Below are 25,306 nucleotides of genomic sequence, written 5' to 3'. Positions count from 1 at the left end.
CAGTCGAACCAGCCCAGTCGAACCAGCATCGAGTGCGATTGCAGATGAGCGAACAGCAAAATCCGTCCGAGCCCGAACCGGCCGAGACCATGCCGCCACCGGTGCGTGAGCCGGTGTTCAATCTGCCGCCGATCGTGCTGGCGGTGATCGGCATCTGCGCGGTCGTCTACCTGCTGCAGCAATATGCGCTGAACGACGCCCAGCAGATGACGCTGCTCTATGACGGAGCTTTCATTCCCGTCCTCTATACCGGCCGGTACGGGTTCGACTGGTTTCTCTTCACGCGGCCTTTCACCTATGCCTTCATGCATGGCGGCTTTGCCCATATCGCCATCAACATGGTCTGGCTTGCCGCCTTCGGCTCGCCGCTGGCCAATCGGCTCGGCGCGCTTCGGTTCGCGTTGTTCTTTGCTGCCACGGGATTGGCTTCGGTGGCACTCTTCTGGGCGATGCATCCGTATGGAGAAGCGCCGCTGGTCGGCGCATCGGGCGCCATATCGGGCATGATGGGGGCTGCGGCGCGCTTTGGCTTCCGCACCGACCGCTCGGCCGGCAAGGCTGCTTTCGCCGGCCCGGTGCTGCCGGTCGGGGTCGTGCTGCGCTCGCGCGGCGTCGTCATCTTCCTGGCCATGTGGATGATCATCAATCTGGCCACCGGCCTTCTCGGCTTTGCGCCCGGCGTGGACGGCCAAGTCGCCTGGGAGGCCCATATCGGCGGCTTTGTCGCGGGCTTCTTCGGCCTGCGCTGGTTCGACGGGATATGGCAAGCGCCCGAATGGGAGACCTCCGACCGGGCTTGAAATGCAACCGATCACGGCGCACGATGTTCACTCTTATGTGAAAGCCGGTCAGGGCAGGAACCGGTTGGCAAAGTAGAGGAGGACGCCATGACGGTTAAGGCCATTCTCGAGCAAAAAGGCCATGACGTGTTGACGCTCGGGCCGAACGAAAAACTGAGCGAAGCCATCCGCATCCTTGCCGAGCACAGGATCGGCGCGCTGGTCATCACCAATGGCGATCGCAAGATCGTCGGCATCCTTTCGGAGCGCGACATCGTGCGCGTGGTAGCCAGGGAAGGCGGTGCCGCGCTCGATATAGCTGTGCGCTCGGCGATGACGCCGAAGGTGAAGATCTGCAACGAAAACCACACCGTCAACGAGGTGATGGAGATCATGACCAGGGGCCGCTTCCGCCATCTCCCGGTGGAAAAGGACGGCCTGCTCGATGGCATCGTATCCATCGGCGACGTGGTCAAGCGCCGCATCGAGGACGTCGAGCGCGAGGCCGAGGAAATCCGGGCCTACATCGCCACCGCCTGAGCGGTCGGCAACCGCCGGCCGGGTGCCGGCCGGCGGCACCAAGGCTACCTGTTGTCGAGTTCGGAGCGAACGAGTTCGAGCCCGAGCCTCGTGATGCGGTAGGGCCCGCCGCCGGACGACGAAACCGCCTTCTTGCGTTTCAATTTTCGAAACAGGTCGAGATCGACGCCGGGGTAATGCCAGCCGTCGCGGGTCAGGCATTTGACCGATCCGTTTCTTGTCGTTCCTTTCGATTTCAATGCGTCCGCCCTGCGCGAGCAGGTGCAGGATGCGCTGTTCAATGCGCGAAATATCCATGTGAAGAGTTCCCGGAAAACGAAAAATACCGCCGCCGCGAAGCTTCGCGGCACGGGGTTCAGGTTTTCTGCCCTGCCTCGCTACGAGGTCAGGGCCTCACCGGGACTGCGCGTAAGTGGACATCCACTCTCCATTGAGACGAACGGATACAGGCGAAAGCGGTCGAAGAGGCCAGCCAACGGCTTTGCGCCCGCGGCTTTGCGCTTGTCTCTTTTGGCGGTTTGCACTAGCGAAGTTGCATTAATGCACTTCAGTCCGTAGGCCACAATGAGCATCATCGACACTCGCACCCCTGACGCAAAACGCCTGATATCCGGCGCCACCGGCGACTGGGAGATCATCATCGGCCTCGAGGTGCACGCACAGGTCATCTCGGAAGCAAAGCTGTTCTCCGGCGCTTCGACCGCTTTCGGTGCCGCGCCCAATGCCAATGTCAGCCTTGTCGATGCGGCGATGCCAGGCATGCTGCCCGTCATCAACGAGGAATGCGTCAAGCAGGCGATCCGCACCGGCCTGGGGTTGAAGGCGGCGATCAACCACAAGTCGGTCTTCGACCGGAAGAATTATTTCTATCCGGACCTGCCGCAGGGCTACCAGATCTCGCAGTTCAAGCAGCCGATCGTCGGCGAGGGCACGGTCATCGTCTCTGTCGGCCCCGACCGCCAGGGCGAGTTCGAGGACATCGAGGTTGGCATCGAGCGCCTGCACCTGGAGCAGGATGCCGGCAAGTCGATCCACGACCAGCACCCGACCATGTCCTATGTCGACCTCAACCGCTCCGGCGTGGCGTTGATGGAGATCGTGTCGAAACCTGACATGCGCTCCGGCGATGAGGCCAAGGCCTATGTGACCAAGCTGCGGACCATAATGCGCTATCTCGGCACCTGCGACGGCAACATGGACGAAGGCTCGTTGCGCGCCGACGTCAATGTCTCTGTACGCCGGCCAGGTGGCGAATTCGGCACGCGCTGCGAAATCAAGAACATGAACTCGATCCGCTTCATCGGCCAGGCCATCGACTACGAGGCGCGCCGGCAGATCGCCATCATCGAGGACGGCGGCAAGATCGACCAGGAAACGCGGCTGTTCGACGCCGTCAAGGGCGAGACGCGCTCGATGCGCTCCAAGGAAGAGGCGCACGACTATCGCTACTTCCCCGATCCCGACCTTCTGCCGCTGGAATTCGACCAGGCCTATGTCGATAGGCTGGCCAAGGAATTGCCGGAACTGCCCGATGACAAGAAGCTGCGGCTGATTTCCTCGCTCGGCCTCTCGACCTACGACGCCGCGATCCTGGTATCGGAAAAGCCGATCGCCGATTATTTCGAGAAGGTGGCGGCCGGTCGCGACGGCAAGCTCGCCGCCAACTGGGTCATCAACGATCTGCTGGGTGCTCTCAACAAGGCCGGCAAGGACATTGAATCCGCTCCGGTTTCGCCAGACCAGCTTGGCGCTGTCATCGATCTGATCAAGGAAGGCACCATCTCCGGCAAGATCGCCAAGGACCTGTTCGAGATCGTCTGGAACGAGGGTGGGGATCCGCGCCAGCTGGTCGAAAGCCGTGGCATGAAGCAGGTCACCGATACCGGGGCCATCGAGAAGGCGGTCGACGAGGTGATCGCGGCCAATCCCGACAAGGTCGAGCAGGCTCGCGCCAAGCCCACCATGGCCGGCTGGTTCGTCGGCCAGGTGATGAAGGCGACTGGCGGCAAGGCCAATCCGCAGGCCGTCAACGACCTCGTCAAGGCCAAGCTGGGCATCGAGTAAAAGCATGTTCGTTCGCACCGCCGGGGATCGCGACCTCGCAGCCGTCCGGGCGTTGCTGGTCGAGACCTGGCATGCGACGTATGACGCCATCTATGGCGCGGAACGGGTCACCGAAATCACCAATGAATGGCACTCCATCGCCTCATTGAAAGCCAGGCTGGTAAAGCCGAGCAGCGAGTTCCTCGTTGCCGATGACGGCAAGCGCATTGGCGGCATGGCGTTTGCCGACAGCGTCGATGGCGGCGGCGTGGTCATGCTCAGGCAGCTCTATGTGCTTCCCTTGCTGCAGGGTCGTGGTATCGGCGGCATGCTCCTCGACGAGATCATCGAGAGTTTTCCGGAAGCTCACCGCATTCGGCTCGAAGTGGAAGAGAAGAACACCCGCGCCGTTGCCTTTTATCAGGCCAACGGCTTCGTCCAGATCGGCCGCACCGAGAATTGCGGCTCCGCCAGCTCTGCCATCCCGGCGCTGATCTATGAACGGGTACTTGCCGCCTGAGCACCGTGGCGGCGTGATCACCTTCGCGCGAGCGCGCGTCGCGGGATCTGTTTTCGTTTGACGGCCCTGGTGTCCGGCACCAAAGCTGCCTAGGCCGACCCGCGTAAAGCCGGAATAAACCGACACACGCGGGATGGCTTTGGGGGGAACCATGCCAAGTCTGCCGGAACTGATGCCGACCGAGGTGTCGGACGAAACCTTTGGTGGCGTCACCTATCACATAGCGGGCGAACTGGTGCCCGTGCTTTCCGTCGATGTGACGCGGATGCCTGTCTATTTCGAGCACCACATCCTGCTGTGGAAGAATTCCACAATCACCATCGGCCTGAAATCGCTGAAGGGCGCGCTGAAGCGCATGATGGCCGGCATGCAGATCTTCGTCACCGAGGCGTCGGGGGCGGGCATCATCGCCTTCAGCCGTGATGGGCCGGGTCACATCGTGCCGATTCACCTGCAGCGAGGCGAGGAGATCCAGGTCCGCGAGCACCAGTTTCTGGCCGCCACCAGCAATGTCGACTACACGTTCGAGCGTGTACGCGGCCTGGCGACGATGCTGTTCGGCCAGAGCGGCTTCTTCATCGACCGGTTTCGCGGCGATACCGGTGACGGCATCGTCTGGCTGCACGGCTATGGCAACGTTTTTGAAAAGACGCTCGCTCCGGGCGAGATCATAGACATCGAGCCCGGCGGCTGGCTGTTCAAGGATGCCTCGGTCAGGATGGAGACCAAGATCGACCGGCTGTCGAGCGGCTTCTTCGGTGCCAACTTGAATTTCATCGTCAACCGCTTCACCGGGCCGGGCAGGGTCGGCATCCAGTCGATGTACCTGCATATGCCGACCGAGGAATAGGTTGGGAGCCAGAAGCCAGACGGATGAAAGCCTGGCCAGCGCGAACGCGGCGGTGACTTATCAGCGGATCGGCTCCCCGTGCCATGGCATCGGCAGGGCGAGCCTTCGACCTTGATTGAGAATGCCAACGCCGATCAGGCGGCGGGAACTTCCACATTGTCGATCAGCCTGGTTTTTCCCAGCCAGGCGGCGGCGAGAACGCGGCCCGCGCGGTCGCGCCGCCATGGCGTGAGTGTCAGGCTTTCGCGGGCCTCGACATAATCCACCTTCTGGAAGCCGGTCGCGACCAAGACGCGGCTTGCTTCGGCGATCGTTTCCTCCTGTCCTGCGCCCGCCGCCAGCGCAGCAGCTGCCTTGCGCAGAATGACGTTGAATTGGCGAGCGATCTGGAGGTCGGCTTCATCGAGATAGGCGTTGCGTGACGACATGGCGAGGCCATGCGCGTCGCGTATGGTCGGCGCGCCGATGATCTCGACGGGCAGGTCTAGGTCGCGGCAAAGCTGCCTGACGACGCAAAGCTGCTGGTAATCCTTTTCGCCAAAGATGGCGAAGTCGGGCGCGGCCTGCAGGAGAAGCTTGGCCACCACCGTGGCGACGCCGTCGAAAAAGGTGGGGCGAAAGTCCGTTTCGAGCCCGGCTGACGGGCCGCCTACCGAGATCTTCGTGGCAAAGCCTGCGCGATACATCTCGCTGACACCGGGCGTGAAGGCAAGGTCGGCTTTGACCGCGGCCAGCATGTCGAGGTCGCGGGCCAACTGGCGCGGGTACTTGTCGAGATCCTCGGTCGGTGCGAACTGCGTCGGGTTGACGAAGATCGACACCACGCAACGATCAGCCCTTTCGAGGGCGATCTTGACCAGCGAAAGATGCCCGTTATGCAAGGCGCCCATGGTCGGCACCATGGCGATGCGTTGTCCGTCGCGCCGCCAGTCGCGGATTCGCGCGCGAAGCGCGGCAACGCTGTCGACGACGTGGGGCCGGCTCACGCGTCATCCCCGCCGTTGGTTTTTGAAAAGACGTGGGCGGGCCCGGGGAAAACGCGATCCCGCACCTCCGATGCGTAGCGCTCCGCGGCATGCGTGATCACGCTGCGCAGGTCGGCGTATTGCTTGACGAATTTCGGCACGCGGTCGACCGTCAGCCCGACCATGTCGTCGACGACCAGGATCTGGCCGTCGCAATCGTCGCTGGCGCCGATGCCGATGGTTGGAATGGCTATGCGGCGGGTGATGTCGGCGGCGACCGTCTCGATCGTGCCTTCGATGACCACCGAGAACGCGCCGGCCTTCTCGACCGCCAGCGCGTCGGCGATCAGGGCGGCTACAGTCTCGTCCGTGCGGCCCTTGATCTTGTAGCCGCCATCCTTTTTCACCGATTGAGGCTGCAGGCCGATATGGCCCATGACCGGGATATCGGCGGCCACGATCGCGGCAATCTGACGAGCCATGTCGACGCCGCCTTCGAGCTTCACCGCCTGGCAGCCGGTCTCGCCGACGATGCGCCGTGCCGAGGCCAGGGCTTGCACGGCGGACCCCTCATAGCTGCCGGCCGGCATGTCGACGACCACGCAGGCCCGGGCCGAGCCCCTCATCACGGCTTGGCCGTGCGCGATCATCATCTCCAGCGAGGCGCCCAGCGTCGTCTCGTGGCCATGCACGACCATGGCGACGCTGTCGCCGACCAGGAGCAGGTCGACATGGGGATCGAGCAGGCGGGCGATCGGATAGGTGTAGGCGGTGAGGCAGACGATCGGCGTGCCGCCCTTGCGGCGGCGAATCAGGTCGGCGCCGACGCGAATATCGGTGGTCGGCAATTGCGTGGCCAATCGTCGCCTCCTTCAGCCCCAGCGGGACAGGATTTTCGCATGGGCGCGCAGAGCTTTAGAAAGAGCGGCAAGGCTTGGCAAGCGCGCATCCGGTCACCCCCGGGGATCACAGGCTGGTGTCGGGCCCCTGGCGCGCCATTTGCGCGCTCCTCGTGGCAAAACCCTTGCCTTCCCGAAGGCCTGACGCCATAAGCAGGAAACGGGCGCCGCCAGCGCGAGGGTTCTGAGATGAAGACTTTCCTGACGCAGTTTTTCACCTGGTGGAACAGCCAGACGCTGGGAACGCGCCTGCACACATGGCGCTACGGCAAGAGGGTCGGCCAGGACGAGGCCGGCAATGTCTATTACGAAGGCGGTATCGATTCGGAAGGCCGCACGCGTCGCTGGGTCATCTACCGCAACTATTCGGAAGCTTCGGCCATTCCGCCGGGCTGGCACGGCTGGATTCACCATCGTGTCGATATCGCTCCCCCCAGCGATGACTACCGGCCGCGCGACTGGCAAAAGCCGCATTTACCCAATCTGACCGGCACGCCATCGGCCTATCGTCCGAAAGGCTCGGTGCTGACCAATCAACACCGCCCGCAGGTCACCGGCGACTACGACGCCTGGACGCCGGGCTCGTAACGGCGCGAGTTGCACAGGTAAGGTGCAGGCCGGTCCTTTATCGCCACAATTGGTGTTTAGCTGCTTGCTGATCAGAAAACGGCGACTAGCCTTGGCGATCGACGGAATCACCTGGGCGCGAACCACCGGTACCTTTGCATGAGCTTTTTCAACCCGATATTGACGGGCGGCCTGACGTTAGCAGCCAGCCTCGCCGTCAGCACCATCGCCTTTGCGGCTTCACCCGCACCCGCCGCCCCGGCGCCGGCGGCGCCCGCGGGATCGGATCGCATCACCAACCCGGTCGCCGAGTTCGCCGGCATCGACAAGATCACCGGCCGCATCATCACCTTCGATGTTTATATCGACGAGACGGTGCAGTTCGGCGCCCTGCAGGTCACGCCGCGCGTCTGCTATTCCCGGCCGCAGAACGAACAGCCGAAAACCGATTCTTTCGTCGAGGTCGACGAGATCACGCTCGACCGCAAGATCCGCCGTATCTTTACCGGTTGGATGTTTGCGGAAAGTCCGGGGCTCAACGCCGTCGAACATGCCGTCTATGACGTCTGGCTGAAGGAATGCAAGCAGAAGTCGGATGTGCCGGCGCCCGATGCTGGCAAGAGTGGCGCGACCAAGGCCGATGGGGCGAAAGCCGACGCGTCGAAGCCAGCCGCGACCAAGCCAGCCGCGACCAAGCCAACGCCCTCGGTCGCTCCGGACGCGGCACAGCCCGACGACGCCGTGGAACCGGATACGACGGACACCAACTGATCTCTTGGAACCGCCATGGCTGGCGCGCGTTGGACCATCACCACGCGCGTTGAGGATACGCCAATGTCGGACAGCAAGCGGATCATGGCCAACAAGGCCGAGTTGCTGGAGCTGGAAAAGGGATTCTGGACGGGCGACACTGCCTACTACGCTGCCAATGTCGACACCGAATGCCTTGTGGCATTTCCGCAGATGGCACAGGCCATGGACAATGCCGATCTGGCCAAGACCGCAGCCAAACCCAACCGCTGGCGCGACCTCGACATCGAACTCAAGGGAATAATCGAACCCGGCAGCGATATCGTCATGCTGACCTATGAAGCGCGTGCGACGCGCGAAAATGGCGAGCCCTATGCGGCGCTGGTCAGCACCGGCTACGTCCATCGCGTCAACGGCTGGAAGATGATGTTCCATGCACAGACGCCGATCGAGGCGCCGCCCAAGTAGGGCCTGATCCTACGGAAAAAAGATCGCTTCGCCTTTCAGCGCGTCTGCCAGCATCTTTTCATATTTGCCGCGCGGCACGTCGACCGCGCCGAAACGCTTGAGGTGCTCTGTCGTGAACTGCGTATCGAGCAGCGCGAAGCCGCGTGCCTTCAGGCGCTCGACGAGATGCACCAGGCAGGTCTTCGACGCGTCCGTCTCTTTGGAAAACATGCTTTCGCCGAAGAACACCCGCCCGAGCGAGACGCCATAGAGGCCGCCGACCATACGCCCCTCGCGCCAGGCCTCGACCGAGTGGCAATGACCCATGCGGTGCAGTTGCACATAGGCTTCGCGGATCGGCGCATTGATCCAGGTAGAGCGGCGCTCCTCGCGCTTTTCGGCGCAGCCATCGATCGTCGCCTCGAAATCGAAATCGAAACGGATTTCGAACGGGTGCCTGCGGATCGTCTTCTTCAGGCTTTTGGGTGTGTGAAAATCGTCGAGCGGAATGATGCCGCGCGTCTCCGGCCGCACCCAGAAGACCTCCGGGTCACCAGCACTTTCGGCCATGGGGAAGACGCCCGAGGCGTATGCCTTGAGCAGAAGGTCGGTTGGGATGCGATAGCCTGGCGCGTAGGGACGGGTCATCGCGTCATTATAGCGGCAAGTTGAGGCTATTCGCCCTTGGCCAGATATTTTTCCAGCCAGTGGATGTCGTAGTCGCCATTGGCGATGTCGGCATTGCCGACGAGATCGCGAAACAGCGGCAACGTCGTCTTGATCCCGTCGACGACGAATTCGTCGAGCGCCCGCCGCAGCCGCATCATGCATTCGACGCGGTTGCGGCCATGCACGATCAGCTTGCCGATCAGGCTGTCATAGTAGGGTGGGATCTTGTAGCCCGAATAGACGCCGGAATCGACGCGGATGCCGAGGCCGCCTGGCGTGTGAAAATGCGTGATCGTGCCGGGCGAGGGGGTGAAAGTGCGGGGATCCTCGGCGTTGATACGGCATTCGATGGCGTGGCCGTTGAACTTGATGTCTTCCTGCTTGACCGAAAGGCCGCCGCCGGACGCGACGCGGATCTGCTCGTGGACCAGATCGATGCCGGTGATCGCCTCCGTCACCGGATGCTCGACCTGCAGGCGCGTGTTCATCTCGATGAAATAGAACTCGCCGTTCTCGTACAGGAACTCGATGGTGCCGGCGCCCGAATAGCCGAGATCGGCGATCGCCTTGGCGCAGATACCGCCGATGCGGGACCGCTCCTCGGCGTTGAGCGCCGGCGAATTGGCTTCTTCCCAGACTTTCTGGTGGCGCCGCTGCAGCGAGCAGTCGCGCTCGCCGAAATGCACGCCGCCGCCGAAGCCGTCGCCAAACACCTGCACCTCGATGTGGCGCGGTTTCTCCAGGTATTTCTCGATGTAGACCGCGTCGTCGCCGAAGGCCGCGCCCGCTTCCGAGCGTGCCGTCTGCAGTGCGATTTCGAGGTCTGCCTCCGTATGCGCTACTTTCATGCCGCGTCCGCCGCCGCCGGCCGACGCCTTGATGATGACGGGATAGCCAATCTCGGCGGCGATGCGCCTGGCTTCTTTTTCCTCGGTCACCGCACCGTCGGAACCGGGCACAACCGGAATGCCGAGGCGTTTTGCCGTGCGCTTGGCCTCGATCTTGTCGCCCATGATGCGGATGTGGTCGCCGGACGGGCCGATGAAGGTGATGTTGTGCGCCGCCAAAATGTCGGCGAACTTGGCGTTCTCCGACAGGAAGCCATAGCCCGGATGCACGGCGTCGGCGCCGGTGATCTCACAGGCCGCGACGATCTGGTGGATGTTGAGATAGCTGTCGCGCGACGGCGGCGGACCGATGCACACGCTTTCGTCGGCGAGCCTGACATGCATGGCGTCAGCGTCGGCGGTCGAATGCACCACCACCGTCTGGATGCCAAGTTCCTTGCAGGCGCGCAGCACCCGGAGCGCGATTTCGCCGCGATTGGCGATGAGGATCTTCTGGAACATCAGGTCCGCTCTACTCGATCACGACGAGCGGCATGCCGTATTCCACCGGCGTCGCGTCCTCGAACAGGATCGCCGTCACCGTGCCCGCGCGCGGCGAGGGGATTTGGTTCATCGTCTTCATCGCCTCGATGATCAGCAGCGTCTGGCCTTCCTTGATCTTCTGGCCGACCTCGATGAACGGCTTTGCGTCCGGCGACGGCGCCAGATAGGCGGTGCCGACCATGGGCGAGGTCACCGCGTTTTTCGACACGTCGACCGCCGCCGGGGCGGCCGCGGGCTGGGTTGCCGTTGGTGTATAGGTGGGCTGCGGGGCCGCAATCGCGTGAACGGCGGGCGCCTGCCGCGACACCCGTACCTTCAGGTCGCCGAGTTCCACCTCGATCTCTGTCAGGTTGGTGTCGTTCAGTATGCCCGCCAGATCGCGGATCAGTTGCTGGTCAACACCGGTCTTCTTTATCGACATTTTCGAGCCTTCTGTTTGTTGGCCGGTCATAGGCGTGCGGCCAGCGCTTGCAGCGCCAGCGTGTAGCCGAGCGGCCCAAAGCCACAGATCATGCCGACAGCGACCGGCGCGACCATGGAGACGTGGCGGAACGGTTCCCGCGCGTGGATGTTGGAAAGGTGAACTTCGGCGACCGGCAATGGCGCGACCGAACGGATGGCGTCGTGGATCGCGATCGAGGTATGGCTATAGGCGCCTGGGTTGATGACGATGCCGGCGGCTTTGTCGCCGGCCTCCTGGATCCAGTCGACAAGATCGCCCTCATGGTTCGACTGACGGAAATCGATCTCGATCCCAAGCGACGCACCTGCCTGCTTGCAGTCGTCGGCGATCGCGGCAAGCGTCTTGCCGCCATAGATGCCCGGCTCGCGCTTGCCGAGCGCGTTGAGATTGGGACCGTTCAGGACAAAAACCGTTTTCAAAAAAACCGACCTTTTCCGGCGCCGGCGTCAAGCCGGCGCGCTGGGCCTCTATACCGGGCATAGTCGCCCGCGGAAAGAGCGCAAGTGCGTTCTTTCACTGTCCACAACAGGCCGAAATGCGCCCGTGAAGAAAACCGCTTGCCGCTCAAAGCGCGGCTTTCGCCGCCTCGATCTTTTCGGCAAGCACTTCCTGCCCGAGCGCCCCGAACACGACCTCGTTGCCGACGACGTAGGACGGGGTTCCGGTGATCTGCAGTTTGTTGGCAAGATCGTAAGTTTTGGTGAAGGCCTCGGTGATCGATGGGTCCTTCATCTTATCGTGCAATGTCGCCTCGTCGGCGCCGAGCGAAAGCGCGATCTTGATCGCGGTTGCCTCGGTGGCGCGCCCCTGACCGCCGAGCAGCGCATTGTGGAACTCGCCGTATTTCTCCGGCATCATCAGGTGAAACGCCATCGAGACGACGCTCGCCTTCTGCGAATCCGGGCCGAGGATCGGGAATTCCTTGAGCACGAAACGCAGGTCCGGATCGGACTTGGTAAGCGCCCGCATGTCCTCGATGGCGCGTTTGCAGAAGCCGCAATTGTAGTCGTAGAACTCGACGATCGTGACCTTGCCGTTCGGGTTGCCGACAACGCCGTCGAAGGTGGAATTGAAGATCTGGTCCTTGGCGTTCTTGATGACGCCCAGTGCCGCGAGCCGCTGTTCCTCCTTCTGCTTGGCCTCGAGCGCGTCCTGCACTTCCAGCAGCACTTCCGGATTCTTCAGGAGATAGTCGCGGATGATTCCCTCGACCTCGGTGCGGTCGATTTTGGTATCGGCCGCCGTCTGGACAGGCTGAGCCGTCTGGACAGGCTGAGCCGTCTGGACAGCCTGTGCCGTTCCGGCCTTCGCAACCTGCGGACTGCCGGCCACGAAACCGAAAGCCAGCATGGCAAGGGCGACCGCAACCCCCGTGGTGCCCAGCAGCAGTGCCTTTTTCATCGTTGTCGTTCCTTCTGCCTGTTTTCCGGTCCGGCTGTGTCGCAGCACGCGGCCGGAAGGTTCATGAGATTACTGGCTCTTGCCTGACGATTTGTAGTTTATGATGTCCTGGGCGCGTATCCAGCGCGGCTCGCCGCGCTTCATCTGCTGTTGCGCCCGCATGGCGAAGATCTTGGCATCCTTGTAGTTGCCGGAATAGAAATGGCCTTCGGCGGTGGCAAGCTCCGCGCCCGGTATGTCTCCCAGCTCCCCATAAGCCTGCGCCAGATAGCGATATCCGGTGGAGTTTTCCTTGTCGCGGCCCAGGCCATTGTTGATCTGCACGACAGCTTTCTTGAGCGAGTCGGGCGTGCCGACCGCCATCAGCGCCTGGCCAAGCGAGACAGGCAGCAGGCCGGACCGTGCCGGGTCGAGGCTGACCGCCTTGGAATAAGCGTCGGCCGCATCCGCGGGCTTGTTGGCTTTCATAAGAATATCGCCGCGCAGCTCCTGGAAGTAGGCATTCTTGGGCTGCGCCTTGATCAGGGCGTTGGTCTTGGTGAGCGCCGCGGCGATGTTGCCGTAGAGATAGGCCGACTGGGCATCGCCGTACAGCGCCGCCATGCTGCCCCGCATCTTTTGCATCAGCCGCGTCGCGGCGGCCTGGCCTTCCATGTAGACGGCAATCTTCACCCGCATCATGTCGTGGCGCTGCTGCAGTGCCGGCGCGTCGATCTTGTCGACATTGGGGCTCTGTTTGACCAGCACCTCGAGGTTGGCGATGCGGTCCTGCGGCATCGGGTGGCTGATCCGGTAGGGATCGACCTGCGCGCCCGACAGCGATAGCGCGGTCTGGAAGCGGTGGAAGGTCTTCAGCATGCCCATGCCGGACTGGCCGGTGGCATTGAGATAGGTGATGGCCGAGCGGTCGGCCGTGATTTCCTCGGTGCGCTGGTAAGCGAGGATGCTGCGCTGCGCCATCTCGCCGCCGCCGGCCGCCACGCCCATGCCGGCGCCGGCAAGGCCGCGGCTGTTCGTGGTCGCACCGGCAACGATCGCGCCGGCACCGAGCAAGGTGGCGATGATGGCCATGGTCTTGGCGCGTTCGAGCTGGTCGCGCAGCTTCTGCTGGTGGCCGCCGGCGATATGCCCGGCTTCGTGTGCGATGACGCCGATGATTTCGTTCGGCGTCTCAGCCGTCATCAACGCGCCGGTGTTGATGAACAACCGGCGCCCGGTGACGAAGGCGTTGAAGCTGGAATCGTTGACCAGCACGATGTCGATGCCGTCATTCGCCAGCCCGGCGGCCCTGAAGATCGGCCGTGCATAATCGCGCACCAGGGCTTCGATCTCGGCGTCGCGGACCACTGGCACGCCTTGGGCGCAGGCGGTCTGCGAACCGGCAACCGCAACCGCGGCGGCAAGCGAAACCGTTGCGAAGACACGCGCTGCCCGGGCAATCGTCGATCTGGGTCGGCTCAACATAATGTGTCCACTGGTAGACGAGCGGGCGAAAGATGAAAAGTCGGCGCCTGAAAACTTCCTCAACTTGTGATCCTCACATCAATCGGGCATTTGTGCGGCGCATGCGTCAGGACCTGGCGCGCTCAATCCTCGGGACAGGGGTAAAAATGGTCGTTTCGCTCTCCCATCGCGGCAATGTCGAGCCGTTCCACGCCATGGATGTGCTGGCCGAAGCGAACCGGCTGAAGGTCCTGGGCATACCGGTGATTTCCATGGCGGTCGGCCAGCCATCCGATCCAGCGCCCGTACGGGTTCGCGCCGCCGCCGCCAAGGCGCTGGAGGTTGGACGCATAGGCTATACCGACACCTTGGGTCTGGCCCCGCTGCGCAAGGCGATCGCCGGGCATTACGCGGATCATTATGGCCTCGATGTCGACCCCGGCCGGATCGCGGTGACCACCGGATCGTCGGCGGCCTTCAATCTCGCCTTCCTGGCGATGTTCGACCCGGGCGACCGTGTCGCCATCGCCGCACCCGGCTACCCCGCCTATCGCAACATCATGGCAGCCCTTGGCATCGACGTGGTCGAAATCGAGCTCGGCGACGCGGCTTATCTGCATGCTGGCCATCTGGAAGCCGCGCATCGCGAGGCGCCGCTGAAGGGTGTGCTGTTTGCAAGTCCGGCCAATCCGACGGGCGCCGTCATCCCAGTCGACGAACTGGCGACGCTGGTCGCCACGGCGGAATCGCTCGGCATCGCCGTCATTTCCGATGAGATCTACCATCGGCTGGCCTATGGCGCCCCCGACACCACGGCACTCGCCTTCAGCGGCAGCGTGACGGTTATCAACTCCTTCTCGAAATACTACTGCATGACCGGCTGGCGCATCGGCTGGATGGTTTTGCCGGAAGAACTCGTGCGGCCGGTCGAGCGCATCGCCCAGAGCCTCTACATCTCGCCGCCGGAGCTGTCGCAGATTGCGGCGATCGAGGCTTTTGCCGCAACCGAGGAACTGGAGGCGGTGAAGGGACGCTATGCCTGGAATCGCGAGCTCTTGATTAAGCGTTTGCCGGAGCTGGGTTTTCCCCTGGCGGCGCCCATGGATGGCGCCTTCTATGCCTTTTGCGATGTCACCCGGCACAGCAATGACAGCATGGTCTTCGCCCGCAGGATGCTGGCCGAGGCGCATGTTGCAGCGACACCCGGCCGCGATTTCGACACCAGGGCGGGGCATCGCACGATGCGGTTTTCCTACGCCGGCAGCCACGACGACATGGTCGAGGCGATGGCGCGCATCGAACGCTGGTTGAGGTAGCGTCATGCCGGAAGTCGAACAGGCCCCCAAACTTGATCAAGCATTGGCGGAAGTCGCGGCGGAAATGGCGGAACGCACCGATCGCGGCGATGTCGCGACCTATATTCCCCAACTGGGCAAGGTCGACCCGAAGAAATTCGGCATCGCGGCCGTTACCAATGATGGCCGCACGCTCGTGGCCGGCGATGCCGACCAGGCGTTTTCGATCCAGAGCATCTCGAAGGTGTTCACGCTGACGCTGGCGCTCGGCAATGTCGGCGATGCGCTGTGGAAGCGGGTGGGGCGCGAGCCCTCCGGCAACCCGTTCAACTCGATTGTCCAGCTCGAGCATGAGAACGGCATTCCGCGCAATCCGTTCATCAATGCCGGTGCCATCGTCATTTCCGACATCCTGCTTGCCGGTCACCAGCCGCGCGAGGCGATCGGCGAGATACTGCGCTTCATCCAGTTCCTCGCCGACGACGAGACGATCATCATCGATCGCGAGGTCGCGGCTTCCGAACGTGCCACTGGTTACCGCAATTTCGCGCTCGCCAACTACATGAAATCCTTCGGCAATCTCCATCATGCGCCGGAACTGGCGCTGGGCGTCTACTTCCACCATTGCGCCATTGCCATGAGCTGCCGGCAATTGGCAATGGCCGGCCGCTTCCTCGCCAATGGCGGCAAGAACCCGGCGACCGGGCATTCCGTGGTGTCGGCGGAGCGGGCGCGGCGCATCGGCGCCATGATGCTGACCTGCGGCCACTATGACGGCTCTGGCGATTTTGCTTTCCGCGTCGGCATCCCCGGCAAGAGCGGCGTCGGCGGCGGCATATTGGGCATCGTGCCGGGTGTCGCCTCGCTCGCCGTCTGGTCGCCCGGCCTCAACGCCAACGGCAATTCCAAGCTGGGGTCGATCGCGCTGGAAAAGCTCGCCAGGATGATGAACTGGTCGATCTTCGCGCCGTAGAAACGTGACCTGCCGATAAGAAAAATCCCGCGCCGTTCATTTCGATCGGCGCGGGATTTTTTGTCAAAGATTCAATTCAACGATTTGAAAAGCTTAGAAAAAGCCTTTCCGCTGCCACCAGCCGGCACGCTTCGGCTTTTCTTCGGTCTTGACTTCAGGCTCATCGGCGACGGTCGAGGAAACCACCGGTACGACAGGCGTATCAGCGGCTGCCGCCTTGCGGCGGGATGGCCGAGCCTTCGGCGTCTCCTCGGCGGCCGCTGCCTCGTCCGATGCCGTGGCTGGCGTTTCGGCGGGTGCCTGCACGGCCAGTTCCGCGGTCGGCTCCTCGGCGACGGCTTCGGCGACCGCCTTCTTCGGCTTGGCTGCGCGACGCGGCTTCTTGGGCTTCTCGGTGCTTGGCACCTCGTCGCTCACGGTAGCCGCGGGTTGTTCGACGGCGGTGGCAGCCACCGGCTCGATCGACGCAGGCTCGCTTAGCGAAGCATCAGCTTCGGCGGGCTCGGTCGTTTCGCCGGCTTCCGCCTCGGTCTCGCCTTCACCGTCTTCGCGACGGTTGCGCTTGCCGCCGCGCTTGCCGCGCCGACGCTTCTTGCCCTGGCCATCGTCGGACGCTTCCGCCGTTTCGACGGTCCCGGTTGCGGCGACCGCAGCCTCGTCGTCTGCCTCGGCATCGCCATGGTCCGCCGCGCCTTCCGACGCGGAGAAACCGTCATCGGACGTGGCGAGGGAAGCGCCGTCGGTCGGGGCGCCATGCTCGCGGTCGCGGTCCTTGCCGCCACGCCGCCTGCGGCGCTTACGGCGTTTGCGATCGCGGCCTTCGCCGTCCTCGCCGGATTTGGGCTGCTGATGCTGCGGCTGTTGGGCGTGGCGCGGCTGTTCGGCCTGGGCCGGCGCCTCGTCCTCCTCCTCGGCGACGATGATCTCGTCCTCGGGCTCTTCCGGCTCGACATAGGCCGGCAGGCTGCGCACCTCGACGAAACCTTCCGGCTTTTCGGCCAGCGCGCCGCGGAAGATCGCGTAGTGCTGGGCACCGACAGCGTCGTCTGCCTCGATGGTGATCGTCAGGCCGAAGCGGCTTTCCAGTTCCACCAGCGTGCCGCGCTTGTGATTGAGCACGTAGAGCGCGGTCGCGGCCGGCGTGCGCACCGTGATGTGGCTTCGCGAATCCTTGAGCAGGAACTCCTCGATTGCCCGTACCACCATCAGCGCCACCGACGAATCGGACCTGACATGGCCGGTGCCGCCGCAATGCGGGCACGGCTTCATGGTCGATTCCAGCACGCTGGCGCGGATGCGCTGACGCGACATCTCCATCAGGCCGAAATGCGAGATACGGCCGACCTGGATGCGAGCACGATCGTTCTTGAGGTGATCCTTCAGCCGCTTCTCGACGGAGCGGTTGTTGCGGTTCTCCTCCATGTCGATGAAGTCGATGACGATCAGGCCGGCAAGGTCGCGCAGCCTGAGCTGGCGGGCGACTTCCTCGGCCGCTTCCAGATTGGTGTGGAGCGCGGTGTCCTCGATCGAGTGCTCCTTGGTGGAACGGCCCGAATTGACGTCGATGGCGACCAGCGCTTCGGTCTGGTTGATGATGATGTAGCCGCCGCTCTTCAGCGTCACTTGCGGCTGCAGCATGCGGTCGAGCTGCGCTTCGATGCCGTTGCGCACGAAGATCGGCGTCGTGTCGCGGAACGGCTGAACCACCTTGGCGTGGCTCGGCATCAGCATGCGCATGAAATCCTTGGCCTCGCGATAGCCCTCTTCGCCGGAGACGAGAATCTCGTCGATGTCCTTGTTGTAGAGGTCGCGCACCGAGCGCTTGATCAGGCTTCCTTCCTCATAGACGAGAGCAGGGGCCGTGGACTGGAGCGTGAGATTGCGCACGTTCTCCCACAGCCGCATCAGATATTCGTAGTCGCGCTTGATCTCAGCCTTGGTGCGGCTCTCGCCGGCGGTGCGCAGGATGACCCCCATGCCTTGCGGCACTTCGAGATCGGCGACGACCTCCTTGAGGCGCTTGCGGTCGACCGCGCTGGTGATCTTGCGCGAAATACCGCCGCCGCGCGCAGTGTTCGGCATCAGAACGGAATAGCGGCCGGCGAGCGACAGATAGGTGGTGAGCGCCGCGCCCTTGTTGCCGCGCTCTTCCTTGACGACCTGCACCAGCAGGATCTGCCGGCGCTTGATCACTTCCTGGATCTTGTACTGGCGGCGCACCGGCTTGCGGCGATTGCGCACTTCCTCGAGCGCGTCCTCGGCGCCGACCGATTCGATCTCATGATCGTCCGGATGGGAAGAGGATACTTCCTCCAGCATGCCGCGATCATTGTCGGTGGAGGTGGCTTCGCTGCCCTGTTCGGCATGCGGGATGGGCTCGGAAATCACATCGCCTTCGACGGAGGCGGCGATCGACTTGGGAGGGCCGTCGTTGGTCTCGCCTTTATCCTGTTCGGAAGAAACCTCGTCCTGTTCGGGTGCGTCGGCGTATTCCGAGGCGTCGGATGCGTGTTCCGTGGTCCCGGAAATGTTGGCCATGTTCTCGGCGACAACATCCGGGCCATTGTCATCTGGCCCATTGTCGTTGTTTTCGTCTGCCTCGCCGGCGGCTTCGCTTGCCTCGCCGGATTCGGCCGTGCCGGCATCGCGCCTGTTTTCACCACGGTCGCGGGGCTTGCCGCCGCGCCGGCGACCGCGCCGTCCACGATCCCGGCTCTGGCGATCATCGCCTTCGCCGTCCTCGTTCTCTTCGTCCTCGGCCTCCTGCGCTTCCGCGCGCAGCAGTGCCTGACGGTCGGCGACCGGAATCTGGTAGTAATCGGGGTGTATTTCACTGAAGGCGAGAAAACCGTGACGGTTGCCGCCATATTCGACAAAGGCTGCCTGAAGGGAAGGTTCGACGCGCGTTACACGGGCGAGATAGATATTTCCTTTGAGCTGCTTCTTGTCCTGGGATTCAAAGTCGAATTCTTCGATACGGTTACCGCGTACGACGACTACGCGTGTTTCCTCCGGGTGGGAGGCGTCTATCAGCATTTTGTTGGGCATTATTTCGTTTCCTCCCGGCAGCCGTCAGCCGCAGCTTGCAAGGCAAAGCCCGCTGCTGCGTTTCTGGTGTGTGGGTGCCGGATGTCTGAATGTCCGCCGGACGCTGCCTGCGTGTCATGGCGGTGCCGCCCGCAGCCATATTGGCGCGGTTTGATGCGGACCTTTCCATGATTGCGCTTGAAGCCATCGTCACCAGCAGAACCTTTTGAACCAAAGCCCGGAAACCGGACCAGCTTGTTTGCTCATACAGAGCCGGCGCGGGAACAAACCCGGGCCGTTTTCCTCACGCAGGCGATTCCCCCGCCACGGGAGCACACCTGCGAAATTCGTCGCAATCACCTGAAGCCTTTTCGCGTGAAGCGAAAGGAGCCGCCTTTCATCTGACCCTGTAGCAGGAAGCTGCGGAGGAGGGCGGTTCCAGGATTGCAGTGATCCACCATCGCTTTTATGATTTGGCGGGTTGGAAGGCAACCCCGATTTCCGATGCCGGCAAAAAGCAGTTCCGTAGCGTAAGCCTGGCCCCGTCCTTGCGTGAAAAGGCTTGGTTAACCTTCTCTGGATACCAATCGTTAATCGAGCTCGCGGCCTAACCGGCATGTTGACGAAACGAACCGGCGCCTGGCGCCAAACCGGGAGCGACTGGAAGAAAGATGGGACTGGCGGACTTCACAGACAAGGGATGTCGTGTTGGCGGCCAGGTTCTCCGTGCCTTCTGTCTCCTGCTGCTGGTGGCGATTTCCCAAGTCTTTTCCCCTGTAGCCTTTTCCATGGTTGCCAATGCGGCCGACGCTCCGCTCATGGCCAAGGGCTACAAAATGGCCGGCGATGCCACCAAGATGCGCATCGTCATGGATTTCGATCGCGAGCCTGACATCAAATGGTTCCTGCTGCTCGGACCCAATCGCCTTGTCATCGATCTTGCGAACACCCGATTTGCCATCGATGCCAAGGATCTGAAGCCGCGTGGCCTGGTCAAGGGCGTGCGGCTCGGCGAGCTCGGCGAGGGCGTCTCGCGACTGATCCTCACCGGCAAGGGGCCGTTCGCCGTCGACAAGCTCGATGTGCTCAAGAACGAGGACGGAACCGGCTACCGCCTTGCCGTCGACATGTCGGCGGCCTCCGAACGTGAGTTCGACGCCGCTCTTGCCAATCAGGCGCTGACCACCGGTTCCACGGTTTCGACCGACAAGGGCGGCCGGGTCGGAACCGGGCCTGTCTCCAATCCAGGCCACCGATTCACCGTCGTTATCGACCCCGGCCACGGCGGCATAGACGGCGGTGCCGAAGGTTTGAACGGCACCATCGAGAAGAACGTCACGCTGGCCTTTGCCGCGGAGCTGCGCGACAAACTCGCGGCCGCCGGCCGATACGATGTCTTCATGACCCGGGATACCGACGAATATCTGCGCCTCGACGACCGCGTCCGCATTGCCCGCCAGCATGAGGCCGATCTGCTGATTTCGATTCATGCCGACACGATCAGCGTCAAGGGCATCCGCGGCGCCACCGTCTATACCGTTTCCGACAAGGCCTCCGATCCGGAAGCGCAGGCGCTGGCCGACCGTGAAAACCTGTCCGACCAGTTCGCCGGCATGGTCATCAAGAACGACAGCAAGGAAGTGACCGACATCCTGATCGACCTGATCCGGCGCGAGACGCACACCTTCTCGATGAGTTTTGCCCACACATTGGTCGGTCAGCTGTCGACCAGCGTCGGTCTTATCAACAATCCGCAGCGTTCGGCCGGGTTCAAGGTGCTGAAGGCCCCCGACGTGCCTTCCGTGCTGGTCGAGCTCGGCTATCTCTCCAATGCCAAGGACGAGGCGCAACTGCTTGACGCCGAGTGGCGCGGCAAGGCAGCGCAAAGCATCACCAATGCCGTGGCATTGTTCGCTTCCGCGCGTGCCGGGGCTGGAACCGGAGGTTGACAATGCCCGGCGGCGCCTGCAACCAGAGGCGGCGTTGCGCGATGACAACACCCTGCGCTTTTATTTCGGGCTTGCGGCTGCGAAATCAGGCCTTGCCGTATTTTGTCCACATGGTGGCGACATGGGTTTTCGATTACGGGTTGGGACCGGCTCGAAAGCTTGCGTGAAAGGCGGCTTCGTTTAGGAAATTCCCGAACCAAGGACTGGAGCGGGTATGATTCGTCTCATTGGCTATTTCTTCGGCATAGGCACGACGCTGGCCCTCCTGGCCGCGGCGGGCGTTGCCCTCTACATCGGCCATGTAGCGAAGGATCTGCCTGACTACGAAGTGCTGGCAAAGTACGAGCCTCCGGTGACCACCCGCATCCATGCCTCGGATGGCGCGCTGATGGCCGAGTACGCGCGGGAACGGCGCCTGTATTTGCCGATCCAGGCTATCCCGGATCGCGTCAAGGCTGCCTTCCTGTCGGCTGAGGACAAGAACTTCTACAGCCACCCCGGTGTCGATATAACGGGATTGGGCAGAGCGGTTATCACTTACGTTTCGGGTGGCCCCATGCAGGGCGGCTCGACGATCACCCAGCAGGTTGCCAAGAACTTCCTGCTCACCAACGAGCGTTCCCTGGAACGCAAGGTCAAGGAGGCCATCCTCTCGTTCCGCATCGAACAGGCCTATTCCAAGGATCGAATCCTCGAGCTCTATCTCAACGAGATTTTCTTTGGCTTCAACGCCTATGGCGTTGCCGGTGCGGCACTGACCTACTTCGATAAATCGGTGAACGAGCTGACCGTGGCCGAGGCCGCCTATCTGGCATCGCTCCCGAAAGGTCCGGCCAACTACAATCCCTTCAAGCACGCCGACCGCGCAATTGAACGGCGAAACTGGGTCATCGGCCAGATGGTCGAGAACGGTTACGTGACGCCTGAAGAGGGCGCAAAGGCGAAGGCCGAGCCGCTTGGCGTTGCTCCGCGCCGCAGCGGCTCCTACCTTTTCGCCGGCGAGTATTTCACGGAAGAGGTTCGTCGGCAGATCATCGCCCGCTATGGCGAGAACGCGCTCTATGAGGGCGGGCTGTCGATTCGCACCACCCTTGACCCGAAGGTCCAGCTCATCGCCCGCAAGGCGATGCAGAATGGATTGATGAAATACGATACTTTGCGTGGCTATCGCGGGCCGTTGAAGACGATCGACGTCTCCGGCGATTGGGGTGTGCCGTTGGGCGCAGTCAAGGGGCTGGAAGACGTTCCCGAGTGGTCGCTGGCCGTCGTGCTCGACAGTTCGGCGTCCGGGCTGTCGATCGGCCTGCAGCCCGCACGCCAGGCGTCGGGCGATATCGTGAAGGAACGCGTCGAAGGCACCGTCAGCAAGGAAGACATGGGCTTTGCCATGCGCCATGTGGTCGAGGGCAAGACAGTCAAGGCCAAGTCGCCGGCCGACGTGCTGAAGCCGGGCGATGTCATCTTCGTCCAGAAGAACGACGGCTCCGACAATACCTACAGCTTGCGCCAGGTTCCCGAGGTGGAAGGCGGCCTGATCGCGATGGATCCGCACACCGGCCGCGTGCTGGCCATGGTCGGCGGCTTCTCCTATTCGCAGTCCGAATTCAACCGCGCCACCCAGGCGATGCGCCAGCCGGGTTCGTCATTCAAGCCCATCGTCTATTCGGCCGCACTCGACAATGGCTATACTCCGGCCTCGGTGATCATGGACGGACCGATCACCATCCAGAGCGGCAACACCACCTGGACGCCGAAGAACTATGACGGCACCGTCGCCGGGCCGGCAACGCTCCGCTCCGGCATCGAGAAGTCGCGCAACCTGATGACGGTGCGGCTTGCCAACGACATGGGCATGAAGCTGGTCGTCGAATATGCCGAGCGCTTCGGCGTCTATGATCATCTGGCGCCATATCTGCCGATGGCGCTGGGTTCGGGCGAGACGACCGTCATGCGCATGGTTTCGGCCTATTCGATCATGGCCAATGGCGGCAAGTCGATCAAACCGTCGCTGATCGATCGTATCCAGGACCGCTACGGCAAGACCGTGTTCAAGCAGGACGAGCGTGGCTGCGAAGGCTGCAACGCTCCTGAATGGAAAAACCAGCCCGAGCCGGAACTGGTCGACAATTCCGAGCAGGTGCTCGATCCGATGACCGCCTACCAGATCACCTCGATGATGGAAGGCGTCGTCCAGCGCGGCACCGGCGCCACAATCGGGGAACTTGGCCGCCACATCGCCGGCAAGACCGGCACCACCAACGACGAGAAGGACGCATGGTTCATCGGTTATACGCCGAACCTCGTGGTTGGTCTCTACATGGGCTACGACACGCCGCGCGGCCTCGGCCACGGCGCCACCGGCGGCGGTCTTGCCGCCCCGATCTTCAAGGACTTCATGCGTGTGGCGCTGGACGGCACGCCCAATGTCGACTTCAAGGTGCCTGACGGCATGAACCTGATCGCCATCAACCGCAAGACCGGCATGCGCTCCTCCTCGGGCGATGCGGGCACCATCATCGAGGCTTTCAAGCCGGGGACCGGCCCCGCCGACAGCTACTGGGTGATCGGCATGGGTGCCGATGGCTCCAACGCCTCGGGCGGCGCGCTGTCGCCGCAGGCCAACCAGGCCATCCAGGACGGCGGCGGCGGCCTTTACTGACGAATTCACGCGTCCAGTTGGGCCAGCCTCCGGCTGACCCATTTCGCTTTACACATGGCGGCACCGTCCCTATGTATCGCGCCGACCGAAGCGTCATTTCAGCAACAGGACAAAACATCAGGCCATGCGCGCGGAAACGCAGAATATCGTCGACGAGATCAGGCAGGCGATAACCCTGCTGAGGAGGCATCTTTGACTGGGATCAGGCCATAAAGCGGCTTGAATACCTGAACGTGCGGGCCGAGGACGCCAGTCTCTGGAACGAACCGCTGGAAGCGCAGAAGCTGATGCGCGAGCGCCAGGGCCTCGAGGAAGGCATCGCGGCGGTCAAGGGCCTGACCCAGGCGCTGGAAGACAATATCAGTCTCATCGAGCTCGGCGAGGAAGAGGGCGACGAAGGCGTCGTCGCCGAAGCCGAAGCCGCGATCCGTTCGATGCAGGGCGAGGCCAAGGCCCGACAGGTGGAAACGCTGCTCTCGGGCGAAGCGGACGCCAACGACACCTATCTCGAAATCCATGCCGGCGCCGGCGGCACCGAGAGCCAGGATTGGGCCTCGATGCTGTTGCGCATGTACACACGCTGGGCCGAGCGCCGCCGCTTCAAGGTCGAGGTGCTTGAAGTGCATGACGGCGAAGAGGCGGGCATCAAGTCCGCGACCTTGCTGATCAAGGGCCACAATGCCTATGGCTGGATGAAGACCGAATCCGGCGTCCACCGCCTGGTGCGCATCTCACCCTATGACAGCAATGCGCGCCGTCATACGTCCTTCTCCAGCGTCTGGGTCTATCCTGTGGTCGACGACAGGATAGAGATCGACGTCTCCGAATCCGACGTGCGCATCGATACCTATCGTTCATCGGGTTCGGGCGGCCAGCACGTCAACACCACCGATTCGGCTGTGCGCATCACCCATATCGCCACCGGCATCGCGGTCGCCTGTCAGGCAGAACGCTCGCAGCACAAGAACAAGGCCAAGGCCTGGGAAATGCTGCGCTCGCGCCTCTACGAGGAAGAGCTGAAGAAGCGCGAAGCGGTGGCCAATGCCACTGAGGCATCGAAGAGCGACATCGGCTGGGGTCACCAGATACGCTCCTACGTGCTGCAGCCCTATCAGCTGGTCAAGGATCTGCGCACCGGTGTCGAAAGCACCAGCCCCTCGAGCGTGCTCGACGGCGACCTCGACGACTTCATGGAAGCTTCGCTATCGCAACGCATCGAGGGTGGCGCGGGCGAAGCTGTGGCGGACCTGGACTAGGCTGCTTGCGCGGGCAATGATCGCGAGCCGGTCGCAAAAGCGGACGTATTGTCGTGCGGCGCCCGGTGTTGGTCTCAAGTGTTCGCCGGTGCGGCGCGACAAGTTCGCGGTGATTGCAGGGTCCCGACTCGGCATATCGCTCTGGTGCGGGAAGGGGCTTTTCTTCCTCCCAAAGCGGGCGCGGCGCATGTTCGCCGTTCGGCCGGCTGCTCATACCTTCTTCGGCTGCAGGGTGGCTGATTCTCCTTTGCGGACGATCGTCGGCACTGTCACCGGCAATCAAGAGCATGTGATTGGATTTGAGCGGCTGGAACCACTCCGGGCCAATCCCGTTGTTTGCATGCCCCGCCTGCCGGGAACTTACCTGGCTTGAATCTCGTCAGCGGTAGCAGTGTGTTATGGCGTGCGCCCATATCTGGC

22 protein-coding genes and 1 pseudogene are annotated in these 25,306 nt (G+C 62.8%); 13 read left to right on the top strand and 10 right to left on the bottom strand.

Annotation, left to right across the window (positions count from 1 at the left end; all coding sequences use genetic code 11):
- The first annotated feature begins 44 nt into the window (after positions 1-44).
- Complete coding sequence (locus LB557_RS01240; protein ID WP_140665519.1) at positions 45-800, top strand: rhomboid family intramembrane serine protease; 756 nt, start codon at positions 45-47, stop codon at positions 798-800.
- An 87-nt stretch (positions 801-887) separates the two neighbouring features.
- Positions 888-1,319, top strand: coding sequence for a CBS domain-containing protein (locus LB557_RS01235; protein WP_015318050.1), 432 nt, complete (start codon positions 888-890; stop codon positions 1,317-1,319).
- 44 nt (positions 1,320-1,363) lie between these two features.
- Here LB557_RS01235 and LB557_RS01230 read toward each other — a convergent pair.
- A pseudogene (locus tag LB557_RS01230) lies at positions 1,364-1,616 on the bottom strand (YjhX family toxin).
- 267 nt (positions 1,617-1,883) lie between these two features.
- On the opposite strand from LB557_RS01230, the gene gatB reads away from it, so the two are divergent.
- The 3 genes from gatB (at position 1,884) to LB557_RS01215 (ending at position 4,732) form a co-directional block, all read left to right on the top strand.
- On the top strand, positions 1,884-3,383 hold the full coding sequence (gene gatB / locus LB557_RS01225; protein ID WP_224644241.1) for an Asp-tRNA(Asn)/Glu-tRNA(Gln) amidotransferase subunit GatB: 1,500 nt from the start codon (positions 1,884-1,886) through the stop codon (positions 3,381-3,383).
- 4 nt (positions 3,384-3,387) lie between these two features.
- Complete coding sequence (locus LB557_RS01220; RefSeq protein ID WP_224644243.1) at positions 3,388-3,882, top strand: GNAT family N-acetyltransferase; 495 nt, start codon at positions 3,388-3,390, stop codon at positions 3,880-3,882.
- A gap of 151 nt (positions 3,883-4,033) precedes the next feature.
- Positions 4,034-4,732, top strand: a complete 699-nt coding sequence (locus LB557_RS01215) for an AIM24 family protein (protein ID WP_224644245.1) — start codon at positions 4,034-4,036, stop codon at positions 4,730-4,732.
- A 134-nt stretch (positions 4,733-4,866) separates the two neighbouring features.
- On the opposite strand, the gene panC is transcribed toward LB557_RS01215, so the two are convergent.
- Entirely contained in the window at positions 4,867-5,718 is an 852-nt protein-coding gene (gene panC, locus LB557_RS01210) for a pantoate--beta-alanine ligase (protein WP_224644246.1), read from the bottom strand.
- Complete coding sequence (gene panB / locus LB557_RS01205; protein ID WP_015318044.1) at positions 5,715-6,557, bottom strand: 3-methyl-2-oxobutanoate hydroxymethyltransferase; 843 nt, start codon at positions 6,555-6,557, stop codon at positions 5,715-5,717. Before panB ends, panC begins: the two co-directional genes overlap by 4 nt.
- A gap of 228 nt (positions 6,558-6,785) precedes the next feature.
- Here panB and LB557_RS01200 point away from each other — a divergent pair, with 228 nt between their 5' ends.
- From LB557_RS01200 to LB557_RS01190, 3 genes are all read left to right on the top strand, one after another.
- Entirely contained in the window at positions 6,786-7,184 is a 399-nt protein-coding gene (locus tag LB557_RS01200; RefSeq protein ID WP_015318043.1) for an NADH:ubiquinone oxidoreductase subunit NDUFA12, read from the top strand.
- 138 nt (positions 7,185-7,322) lie between these two features.
- Positions 7,323-7,934: a DUF2155 domain-containing protein gene (locus tag LB557_RS01195; protein WP_224712995.1), complete on the top strand. Its 612-nt coding sequence runs from the start codon at positions 7,323-7,325 to the stop codon at positions 7,932-7,934.
- A 63-nt stretch (positions 7,935-7,997) separates the two neighbouring features.
- Positions 7,998-8,381 (top strand): hypothetical protein, encoded by a 384-nt coding sequence (locus LB557_RS01190; RefSeq protein WP_015318041.1) that lies wholly within the window; start codon positions 7,998-8,000, stop codon positions 8,379-8,381.
- Between the two features lie 9 nt (positions 8,382-8,390).
- On the opposite strand, the gene aat is transcribed toward LB557_RS01190, so the two are convergent.
- The 6 genes from aat to LB557_RS01160 all read right to left on the bottom strand — a co-directional run bounded on the left by aat (position 8,391) and on the right by LB557_RS01160 (position 13,748).
- Entirely contained in the window at positions 8,391-9,008 is a 618-nt protein-coding gene (gene aat, locus LB557_RS01185; RefSeq protein WP_224643747.1) for a leucyl/phenylalanyl-tRNA--protein transferase, read from the bottom strand.
- Between the two features lie 26 nt (positions 9,009-9,034).
- Complete coding sequence (accC, locus tag LB557_RS01180; RefSeq protein WP_015318039.1) at positions 9,035-10,378, bottom strand: acetyl-CoA carboxylase biotin carboxylase subunit; 1,344 nt, start codon at positions 10,376-10,378, stop codon at positions 9,035-9,037.
- A 10-nt stretch (positions 10,379-10,388) separates the two neighbouring features.
- On the bottom strand, positions 10,389-10,841 hold the full coding sequence (accB, locus tag LB557_RS01175) for an acetyl-CoA carboxylase biotin carboxyl carrier protein (RefSeq protein ID WP_224643749.1): 453 nt from the start codon (positions 10,839-10,841) through the stop codon (positions 10,389-10,391).
- Between the two features lie 26 nt (positions 10,842-10,867).
- Positions 10,868-11,302 (bottom strand): type II 3-dehydroquinate dehydratase, encoded by a 435-nt coding sequence (gene aroQ, locus LB557_RS01170; protein WP_013895760.1) that lies wholly within the window; start codon positions 11,300-11,302, stop codon positions 10,868-10,870.
- A gap of 145 nt (positions 11,303-11,447) precedes the next feature.
- Positions 11,448-12,284 carry a DsbA family protein gene (locus LB557_RS01165; protein WP_224643746.1) on the bottom strand — a complete coding sequence of 279 codons (837 nt, stop codon included), beginning with the start codon at positions 12,282-12,284 and terminating at the stop codon, positions 11,448-11,450.
- Between the two features lie 69 nt (positions 12,285-12,353).
- Entirely contained in the window at positions 12,354-13,748 is a 1,395-nt protein-coding gene (locus LB557_RS01160) for a M48 family metalloprotease (RefSeq protein WP_224643745.1), read from the bottom strand.
- A gap of 146 nt (positions 13,749-13,894) precedes the next feature.
- On the opposite strand from LB557_RS01160, the gene LB557_RS01155 reads away from it, so the two are divergent.
- Entirely contained in the window at positions 13,895-15,043 is a 1,149-nt protein-coding gene (locus LB557_RS01155; RefSeq protein ID WP_224643744.1) for a pyridoxal phosphate-dependent aminotransferase, read from the top strand.
- A 4-nt stretch (positions 15,044-15,047) separates the two neighbouring features.
- A complete protein-coding gene (locus tag LB557_RS01150; protein ID WP_015318033.1) occupies positions 15,048-15,995 on the top strand; it encodes a glutaminase in 948 nt (315 codons plus the stop codon).
- 93 nt (positions 15,996-16,088) lie between these two features.
- Here the strand turns inward: LB557_RS01150 and LB557_RS01145 are convergent, their stop codons facing one another.
- Positions 16,089-19,043: a ribonuclease E/G gene (locus LB557_RS01145; RefSeq protein WP_224643743.1), complete on the bottom strand. Its 2,955-nt coding sequence runs from the start codon at positions 19,041-19,043 to the stop codon at positions 16,089-16,091.
- A gap of 650 nt (positions 19,044-19,693) precedes the next feature.
- Here LB557_RS01145 and LB557_RS01140 point away from each other — a divergent pair.
- The 3 genes from LB557_RS01140 to prfB all read left to right on the top strand — a co-directional run bounded on the left by LB557_RS01140 (position 19,694) and on the right by prfB (position 24,886).
- The gene (locus tag LB557_RS01140; protein ID WP_224712994.1) at positions 19,694-20,971 is read left to right on the top strand and encodes an N-acetylmuramoyl-L-alanine amidase; all 1,278 of its coding nucleotides are present in this window, start codon (positions 19,694-19,696) and stop codon (positions 20,969-20,971) included.
- Between the two features lie 214 nt (positions 20,972-21,185).
- Complete coding sequence (locus LB557_RS01135) at positions 21,186-23,630, top strand: penicillin-binding protein 1A (protein ID WP_140720555.1); 2,445 nt, start codon at positions 21,186-21,188, stop codon at positions 23,628-23,630.
- 124 nt (positions 23,631-23,754) lie between these two features.
- A protein-coding gene (gene prfB / locus LB557_RS01130) for a peptide chain release factor 2 (RefSeq protein ID WP_224643741.1) occupies positions 23,755-24,886 on the top strand; the annotation gives its coding sequence in 2 pieces (ribosomal slippage) (positions 23,755-23,820 and positions 23,822-24,886; 1,131 coding nt in all).
- Positions 24,887-25,306 lie beyond the last annotated feature (420 nt).

Source organism: Mesorhizobium sp. BR115XR7A (assembly GCF_020165315.1).
Taxonomy (GTDB): Bacteria; Pseudomonadota; Alphaproteobacteria; order Rhizobiales; family Rhizobiaceae; genus Mesorhizobium; species Mesorhizobium australicum.
This window is presented reverse-complemented; position numbering and strand designations above follow the sequence as displayed.